Raw genomic sequence first — 8,115 nt, forward strand, 5'->3', positions numbered from 1 at the left:
TGCAAGTTATTCTTTATTATTCTTATCTTTGCTATCCATACAACAAAACAAAATGTACTTTTATGATAGCTGAAGCTGATTCTTTTTTCAAAGAAGAATATATTGAAAAACTAAGAGACAAATTTCAAAAAATGACCTCTGTTTTGTCTGCACACCAAATTGCACTGTGGGAATATGATATTGCAACAGGTGAATGTAGTTTTACAGATGACTACTTTCGTATATTAGGATTAAAAGAGGCAGGTATCATTTTTAAAGATATTGATGATTTCTATCGGTATGCCTATCCGGAGGACATTGTTCCTTACCGGAATGCTTTCTCCCGCATGCTCGATTCTGAAACAAAAACGTCCCAGATACGGGTACGTTGTATCGGTAATAAAGGGCAAGTTATTTGGCTGGAAGACCACTTCCTTTCTTATCAGAAAGATAAAGATGGATATCCGGAAAAGATAATAGCCTATACTATCAATGTTACTTCGCAATGTGAAAAAGAGCAGCACATAAGACGTCTGGAAGCAAGAAACCGGAAAGTGATTGAAGCTTTGCCGGAGTTTATATTTATTTTTGATGATAACTTTTTCATCACTGATGTGCTGATGGCATCCGATACTGTGTTACTTCATCCGGTAGAGGTGTTGAAAGGAGCTGACGGACGTTCTATTTACAATCCGGAAGTAAGTGACTTATTTATTCGTAATATACACGAGTGCCTGAAAGAAGGGCGGTTAAAAGAGATTGAGTATCCGCTGGATGCTGAAGATGGCAGGCATTATTTCCAAGCTCGTATCGCCCCATTTGAAGATAATAAAGTCTTGGCTTTAATTCATGATATCGGAGAGCGGGTGCAACATGCCCAGGAACTGATTGAAGCCAAAAGAAAAGCGGAAGAGGCAGATCGTATGAAATCTGTTTTCTTGGCTAATATGAGTCATGAGATCCGTACTCCCTTGAATGCTATTGTTGGCTTTGCCGAAATTATAGCTTTGACAGAAGCTCAGGAGGAAAAAGAAGAATACATTGGTATCATTCGGAAAAATAGCAATGTGTTGCTCCAATTGATCAATGATATCCTCGATTTATCACGTATTGAGTCCGGCAAATCAGAGATACATTTTCAACTGGTGGAGATGACTTCACTGATTGATGAAGTTGAGAAAGTACACCGGTTAAAAATCAGCGATGAAATTGAGTTAAGAGTTACACGTCCGCAAGAGAAAATATGGATTACAACCGATCGTAACCGGGTTACTCAGATATTATTTAATTTTCTGTCGAATGCCATTAAGAACACCAGGCAGGGATGTATTACAATCGGAATGTGTGTGGAGAAAGATTGGCTGAAACTGTTTGTCAGTGATACCGGATGTGGAATTCCCAAAGAGAAACTTCCCCTGATATTTACCCGTTTTGAGAAACTGAATGATTTTGTACAAGGTACTGGGTTGGGGTTATCCATCTGTCAGAGTCTTGTAGAGCGTCTTGGCGGGAAAATAAATGTAGAATCCGAAGTAGGCGAGGGGAGTACCTTTGCTATGTATTTACCTTACCAGCAGGTAGACTTAACCATTACTGAATCTGATTATCAGGAGGGACGGAAGCGGATATTGGTAGCAGAAGATGTAGAAACCAACTTTATGCAGATCAATGCTTTGCTAAAGAAAGATTATACTCTTTCGTGGGTGACAAATGGTGAAGAGGCTGTGAACCGTTTCTTGCATGAGAAACCAGATCTGATACTGATGGATATTCGTATGCCGGTGATGAATGGTATTAAAGCCACAGAGAAAATCCGTGCGGTATCTGCTGATATTCCGATCATAGCCGTGACGGCAAATGCTTTCTATATAGAACAGAAGCAGGCGCTTGCTGCGGGGTGCAATGAGGTTGTCTCCAAACCTTATTCAATAGAACAGCTGAAAAGTACGATCGAAAAGTACCTCTGATTACTTTTTTATATTACAACAATTTGAAATGTAACGTGTTATACTATTGATAAAATAATAAATTGAACACTCAAATAATTTGTAATATGAAGAAGATAGTATTGATAGGGGCCAGTGGTTTTGTAGGTTCGGCTATCCTTAATGAAGCTTTGAATCGTGATTTTCATGTGACGGCCGTAGTTCGTAATCCGGACAAGATAAAAATCGAGAATGAACATTTAGTAGTCAAGAAAGCAGATGTTTCTTCTCTCGATGAGGTTTATGAAGTCTGTAAGGGAGCCGATGCTGTGATCAGTGCCTTTAATCCCGGATGGGATAATCCCAATATATATGATGAAACAATTAAAGTTTATCTGACAATAATTGATGGAGTAAAAAAATCAGGCGTGAACCGTTTTCTGATGGTAGGTGGTGCTGGTTCGTTGTTTATTGCTCCGGGTCTCCGTCTGGTCGATTCTGGTGAAGTTCCTGAGAAGTTATTGCCGGGAGTCAAAGCTTTGAGCGATTTTTATCTTAATTTCCTGAAAAAAGAAAAAGAAATAGATTGGGTATTCTTCTCACCGGCTGCTGATATGGCGCCAGGCGTACGTACAGGCAGATATCGTTTAGGCAAAGATGATATGGTTGTAGATGTAGTGGGTAATAGTCATATTTCGGTGCAGGATTATGCAGCAGCTATGATTGACGAGTTAGAGAAACCGGCACATCATCAGGAACGTTTTACCATAGGGTATTGACCGGACGATGGCTTTCCAGAAAGTTTAGATAGAGTCTGGCACATGCCCGGGCATCAGAGAGGGCTTCGTGATGGGTGAGATCAATGTTTTGCCGTTGACAGCAAGCACTCAGATTGGCAGGTTTATAGCCTAAAGAGCGATAGATACGCAGAGTACATTCCCAACGTTCGGGCAGTAATAACTCATCATAATCAAGCTGGTACATACGCATGGTACGTTTCAACACATTGCGGTCAAATTGTTCATTGTGAGCAACAACTGTTTTACCTTGTAACCGTTTCCGTACTTCAGGATAAATGGCATGAAACCCCGGTAATGATTCGGTCATATCCGGAGTGATGCCATGTACAAGGATATTTGATCGCCAATATACGTTTTCGGGCGGTTGGATCAGACTATAATACTCATCTGTAATCACTCCGTCTGTAACGGTGACAATGCCTACCGAACAGGCACTTTCCATATAGCCTGTAGCTGTCTCAAAGTCGATGGCGGCAAATGATAAATTCATTAGATTCTGTCAAGAACGGTTTTTATCAGTGTATCAATGGTGTTTTTATATCCCGTATTCGCTTCTTTAATAAGGCGGTTGGCAATTACCATGCAAACGGTCATCGCTCTGTGTCCCATTAATCTGGATAATCCGGCAAGCGCAGAGCTTTCCATTTCGAAATTGGTTATTTTGAAACCATTGTATTCAAACTTTTCAATTTTATCATTTTGATTAGGATCAGCCAAAGGAACCCGCAGTTCACGTCCCTGAGGGCCGAAGAAGCCACCGGCAGCGATTGTAACACCACGTACCATGTCTTCTTTAGCAATACGGTCAATCAGTTCCGCATTTGCATCAATCACATAAGGGGCAGGTGCACACATATTGCCCGACCATCCCATATGGTTCAGGAAGGCGCGTTCAAAAGCGAGATCACAGACTGCATTTCTACCGTCGTAGAAGTTGAGCAGGCCATCAAAACCAATTGATTTTTGTGAACAAACAAAGGTGCCAACCGGAGTATTGGGTTGCAAGCCCCCACAAGTACCGATACGTACCAGTTCCAGTGAGCGGAGATGTTCTTTTTCTTCACGGGTCTGAAAGTCGATGTTTGCCAATGCGTCCAGTTCATTCATTACAATATCAATATTGTCGCAACCAATACCGGTGGAAACAACGGTAATACGTTTACCTTTATAAGTTCCGGTGATGGTTTTAAACTCGCGGCTTTCCACTTCAAATTCTTTTTTGTCGAAGTGAGAAGCTACGAGTGCTACTCGCCCGGGATCTCCAACAAGTATTACTTTGTCTGCCAGTTGTTCGGGTTTTACATGAAGATGGAATACTGAACCGTCTTCGTTGATTATCAACTCTGAGGAAGGAAAATACTTTTTCATGCTGTTCAAAGATTTAGTTATAAACAAGTTCTTAATAAAATAACACAGAGTTCCACAAAGTGTTTATTAAAAGTGAAACTCTATGGAACTCCGTGTACATTATTGTGAGCAGGCTAATCGCTCAGTGGTTTATTACTGTTTCCACCCATTGGTTTTGCTATGTTGTCCCGCATGGATGTATCAGCCTGGATATTTTTCATTTTATAGTAATCCATAATACCGAGGTTTCCGCTACGGAAAGCCTCTGCCATTGCCTTCGGAACTTCCGCTTCGGCCTGAATCACATTGGCACGTGCCTCTTCTGCTTTTGCTTTCATTTCCTGTTCGGTAGCTACGGCCATCGCACGGCGTTCTTCTGCTTTTGCCTGCGCAATGTTTTTATCTGCATTTGCCTGATCTATCTGTAGAGCTGCACCGATGTTTTTACCTATATCAATATCGGCAATATCAATTGACAGGATTTCAAAAGCTGTTCCTGCATCCAGACCTTTACGAAGTACTAATTTGGAGATAGAATCCGGATTTTCGAGTACCGACTTGTGGTTTTCCGAAGAACCGATAGACGAAACGATACCTTCACCTACGCGGGCCAGGATTGTATCTTCACCTGCACCACCCACAAGCTGCTTAATGCTGGCACGTACGGTTACACGTGCTTTGGCTATGAGCTGGATACCGTCTTTTGCTACAGCCGTAACAGGAGGTGTATCGATTACTTTCGGATTAACAGACATTTGAACAGCCTCAAACACATCACGTCCGGCAAGGTCGATAGCCGTGGCCATCTGGAAGGTGAGTTCGATGTTTGCTTTAGAAGCGGAAACCAACGCATGAACTACTCTCTCTACATGTCCTCCGGCCAGATAATGGGCTTCAAGTTCGTCACGGGTAATATTACTCAGGCCGGCTTTGTGGGCTTCAATCATGCCCGGTACAATAATATACGGCGGAACATTACGGATGCGCATCAAGAAAAGTTGTACCAGCGAGATGTTTACTCCCGAAACCTTGGCTGACAGCCAAAGGAAGAATGGTACGTAATGAAAGAAAAGAACCAGGAGAATAATACCTCCCGCTATCAGTAAGATAGTCAGATACATTGGTTCGACGTTCATAATGAGTTTTGAATTAAGTGAATATTATGATTTCTGTTTTTCTACAAAAATAGTTCCGTCTGTGATTCGGTTAACTACTATCGGTGTCTTTTCATCCAGTAGCCCGTCCATCGATTTTACTTCTATGATGTTACCGTCGATATCTGCATAACCAATTTGTGCCAGTCGGGTAGTGGTAATTCCTGTGTCACCTACTTTTACTTTATTGGCGGCACTTCGGTCTACTTTGGATGTGATGTCTTTTTTTAAAGCCAGTTTGTCCAGCGTTTTTGATCGCATAAACCATACGAGAGAACCGATGCATGCGATTCCTGATACCACCAAAGTGATAAAACCTGCACCCGTACCCATATAGGCGAAAGCATAATAATTGGCATAAATGATGCAACCCAGTGCTCCGAAGCCTGCCACGCTAATTCCCGGGATAACAAACAGTTCTACCAGAAAAAGTATTACTGCGGCAATAATGAGTACAACGATTATCAGTACATCCATAGTTTTGTTATTTTAGATTTTGTTTTTCTGTATTGCGTATGTCGATAGCCTCCTTGTCCAGTTCGCGGATCATTTGTTCTACCCGTTTTTCAAGATCAAGGATAGATGGAGCCATTTTTGTTTTTTCTTCTTTATTGGCACGTGCATACCACTGACGCTGACTGTCCAGTTTGCTTTCCTGCTGGCGATAGTCTTTTTCCTTCTGCTGGTATTTCTTAAACTGTTCTTTTGCCTGTGGAGATTTGAAATCGTCCAGGTGATAATACGTTGTGTTATCATCAATGATGAATTCAAAGTCGGCCACAAATTGTTCTTGTGGCTTATGATTAATGGCAGCTTCCAGTCTTTTTCTGGCATTGCTTACCTCTTGTTTGTCTTTCCAGGTTGTTTTTAATGATTTAAGTTGGGCCAGAGCTATGATTTGTTTCGGGTCCATTGCTTCATAATTGTACACCTGTTTTGATTCGTTCGGGATGAATACATACACACACACCTTACCATCCGGCTGATAACGGTCTGAGGCAAACCATCCCAGGTTGTTGTATTCGTCGATGACGTACATATAGTCATTATAAGGCGAATTGAAAGGCATGCCTACATTTTCGGGGCTAAGATAGGTATCCGTATTTGTGTTATAGCGCGTCACGAAAATGTCATATCCACCCATAGATCCTTCTCCGTCCGAAGCATAGTAGATCGTTACTCCGTCTGTCAGTACGTATGGATAGTTTGTATTGCCTGAAGCATTAATACTTCCCGGCAACTCCATACCTTTACTCCATTCGTTCAGTAATTTATTCTTTGATAGAATATTGAGCAGTCCTTTTTTATCTTTTTCGCCGTAGTATATTTTATTTGCGAGTTCTGTTTCGTAAACAGTCCCCGGATGTTCTCCCTCTGTTTTGAAAAAGCTGTTGTATGAAAACAGTTTACCCGATTCTTCGCTGATTTTATATGCATCAAGAAAGTTCGCTTTATCTACAACAAAGCTGTCAATCACGCATACTTCTTCCACACCTTTCAGCATGCGAAGGTTGGATTTTGCTTTTTCCAATAATTTTTCAGCTTCTTCAGTCGGTCTTTTTTTCTTAGTAAGATCTTCTATGTAAGCTTCATAGTTTTTAATAGCTTCATCAAAGCGATACAGGTCATTGTAATTCTCGGCCAAATAAAGCTGGCCGGTAGGAACGCGTTTTTTTACTGCCAGTTCCAGATATTTCAACGCCTTGTCCGGTTCTCCGGTTTTCAGACAACAGACACCGTACCATAGGTTATAATTACCATTGGCAGCTTGAGATTTGACGTATTTTTCAAAGACAGGTTTGGCTTGATCGTATTGTCCTTTATTAAACATTGTCTTTGCCTGCTCCAGCGTCTGTGCAGATATACCTGTGAGAATCAGACAGAAAAGAAAGAATAAAATATGCTTTTTCTTCATATAGGGTCTTGGCTTGTTATTCAGAAGTTCAAAAATACAAATTAATCGCGAATATTCCTTTTTTAAGTTATTCTATTATGTTAATTCTTCTTTAAATCATTCTTTTCACTTACTTTTGCAGCCAATTTTTGAAGATATGACAAAGTTTACAGAAGAAGAGCAAATTTTGCGCCGCATTGAGCGCCGGTTTAATAAAGGTGTAGTGCAATATAACCTGATAGAGGAGGGCGATAAAATTCTTATCGGTTTGTCGGGAGGAAAAGATTCGCTGGCCTTGATCGAACTGTTGGGAAGGCGGGCACGTATCTTCAAACCCCGCTTTTCGGTGGTAGCGGTGCACGTCGTGATGAAGAATATTCCTTACCAGAGTAATCTGGAATATTTGCGGGCACATGCCGAAACATTTGGAGTACCTTTGGTGGTATATGAAACTTCGTTCGATCCTTCTACCGATACCCGTAAATCTCCTTGTTTCCTTTGTTCCTGGAACAGGCGAAAAGCCCTTTTTACGGTTGCCAAAGAGCAGGGATGCAATAAGATAGCTTTAGGGCACCACATGGATGATATTCTGGAAACATTGTTGATGAACCTTACTTATCAGGGAGCTTTTAGTACGATGCCTCCACGATTGGTGATGAAGAAGTTTGATATGACAATTATACGCCCGATGTGCCTGGTACATGAGGCTGATTTAATAGAACTGGCTGCTTTACACGCCTACCAGAAGCAAGTGAAAAATTGCCCTTATGAATCTCAGTCAAGCCGTAGCGATATGAAAGGAATACTGCATCAGCTTGAAGCTATGAATCCAGAAGCACGGTATAGCTTATGGGGGAGTATGACGAATGTACAGGAAGATTTGTTGCCCGACAAAATAGAATAACTGATTAAAACAGAAATAGTTACTATGTTTGTAAACACTGAAAACCAACGCTCGTCGGGACGGGTGGTCCCGCCCCTTGCCGCTGGGCGTTCCCCGACCGAAGATTTGTTTT

8 protein-coding genes are annotated in these 8,115 nt (G+C 41.4%); 3 read left to right on the plus strand and 5 right to left on the minus strand.

Annotated features, from left to right (window positions below):
- Positions 1-62 precede the first annotated feature (62 nt).
- Together QX565_RS15540 and QX565_RS15545 are read left to right on the plus strand one after the other, a co-directional pair.
- On the plus strand, positions 63-1,946 hold the full coding sequence (locus QX565_RS15540) for a PAS domain-containing hybrid sensor histidine kinase/response regulator (protein ID WP_289293410.1): 1,884 nt from the start codon (positions 63-65) through the stop codon (positions 1,944-1,946).
- Between the two features lie 86 nt (positions 1,947-2,032).
- The gene (locus tag QX565_RS15545; RefSeq protein ID WP_221648619.1) at positions 2,033-2,683 is read left to right on the plus strand and encodes an NAD(P)-dependent oxidoreductase; all 651 of its coding nucleotides are present in this window, start codon (positions 2,033-2,035) and stop codon (positions 2,681-2,683) included.
- Here the strand turns inward: QX565_RS15545 and QX565_RS15550 are convergent.
- The 5 genes from QX565_RS15550 to QX565_RS15570 all read right to left on the minus strand — a co-directional run bounded on the left by QX565_RS15550 (position 2,667) and on the right by QX565_RS15570 (position 7,120).
- The gene (locus tag QX565_RS15550) at positions 2,667-3,194 is read right to left on the minus strand and encodes a 3'-5' exonuclease (RefSeq protein ID WP_221648618.1); all 528 of its coding nucleotides are present in this window, start codon (positions 3,192-3,194) and stop codon (positions 2,667-2,669) included. The two genes, QX565_RS15545 and QX565_RS15550, sit on opposite strands and share 17 nt — an antisense overlap.
- Positions 3,194-4,072, minus strand: coding sequence for a nucleoside phosphorylase (locus QX565_RS15555; protein WP_221648617.1), 879 nt, complete (start codon positions 4,070-4,072; stop codon positions 3,194-3,196). Before QX565_RS15555 ends, QX565_RS15550 begins: the two co-directional genes overlap by 1 nt.
- A 113-nt stretch (positions 4,073-4,185) precedes the next feature.
- Entirely contained in the window at positions 4,186-5,187 is a 1,002-nt protein-coding gene (gene floA, locus QX565_RS15560) for a flotillin-like protein FloA (protein WP_007484590.1), read from the minus strand.
- Between the two features lie 24 nt (positions 5,188-5,211).
- The gene (locus QX565_RS15565; protein WP_002562060.1) at positions 5,212-5,682 is read right to left on the minus strand and encodes an NfeD family protein; all 471 of its coding nucleotides are present in this window, start codon (positions 5,680-5,682) and stop codon (positions 5,212-5,214) included.
- Between the two features lie 7 nt (positions 5,683-5,689).
- On the minus strand, positions 5,690-7,120 hold the full coding sequence (locus tag QX565_RS15570) for a tetratricopeptide repeat protein (RefSeq protein ID WP_221648616.1): 1,431 nt from the start codon (positions 7,118-7,120) through the stop codon (positions 5,690-5,692).
- A gap of 136 nt (positions 7,121-7,256) precedes the next feature.
- On the opposite strand from QX565_RS15570, the gene QX565_RS15575 reads away from it, so the two are divergent.
- The gene (locus tag QX565_RS15575) at positions 7,257-8,003 is read left to right on the plus strand and encodes a PP-loop family protein (RefSeq protein WP_221648615.1); all 747 of its coding nucleotides are present in this window, start codon (positions 7,257-7,259) and stop codon (positions 8,001-8,003) included.
- The last annotated feature ends 112 nt before the right edge of the window (positions 8,004-8,115 follow it).

Source organism: Bacteroides sp. 41_26 (assembly GCF_949740115.1).
In the GTDB taxonomy this organism is placed as follows: domain Bacteria; phylum Bacteroidota; class Bacteroidia; order Bacteroidales; family Bacteroidaceae; genus Bacteroides; species Bacteroides nordii.

Bases quoted from the DNA above. Each gene is read 5' to 3' on its own strand.
- QX565_RS15540 (WP_289293410.1), top strand. From the start codon at position 63: ATGATAGCTGAAGCTGATTCTTTTTTCAAAGAAGAATATATTGAAAAA.
- QX565_RS15545 (WP_221648619.1), top strand. From the start codon at position 2,033: ATGAAGAAGATAGTATTGATAGGGGCCAGTGGTTTTGTAGGTTCGGCT.
- QX565_RS15550 (WP_221648618.1), bottom strand. From the start codon at position 3,194: ATGAATTTATCATTTGCCGCCATCGACTTTGAGACAGCTACAGGCTAT.
- QX565_RS15555 (WP_221648617.1), bottom strand. From the start codon at position 4,072: ATGAAAAAGTATTTTCCTTCCTCAGAGTTGATAATCAACGAAGACGGT.
- floA (WP_007484590.1), bottom strand. From the start codon at position 5,187: ATGAACGTCGAACCAATGTATCTGACTATCTTACTGATAGCGGGAGGT.
- QX565_RS15565 (WP_002562060.1), bottom strand. From the start codon at position 5,682: ATGGATGTACTGATAATCGTTGTACTCATTATTGCCGCAGTAATACTT.
- QX565_RS15570 (WP_221648616.1), bottom strand. From the start codon at position 7,120: ATGAAGAAAAAGCATATTTTATTCTTTCTTTTCTGTCTGATTCTCACA.
- QX565_RS15575 (WP_221648615.1), top strand. From the start codon at position 7,257: ATGACAAAGTTTACAGAAGAAGAGCAAATTTTGCGCCGCATTGAGCGC.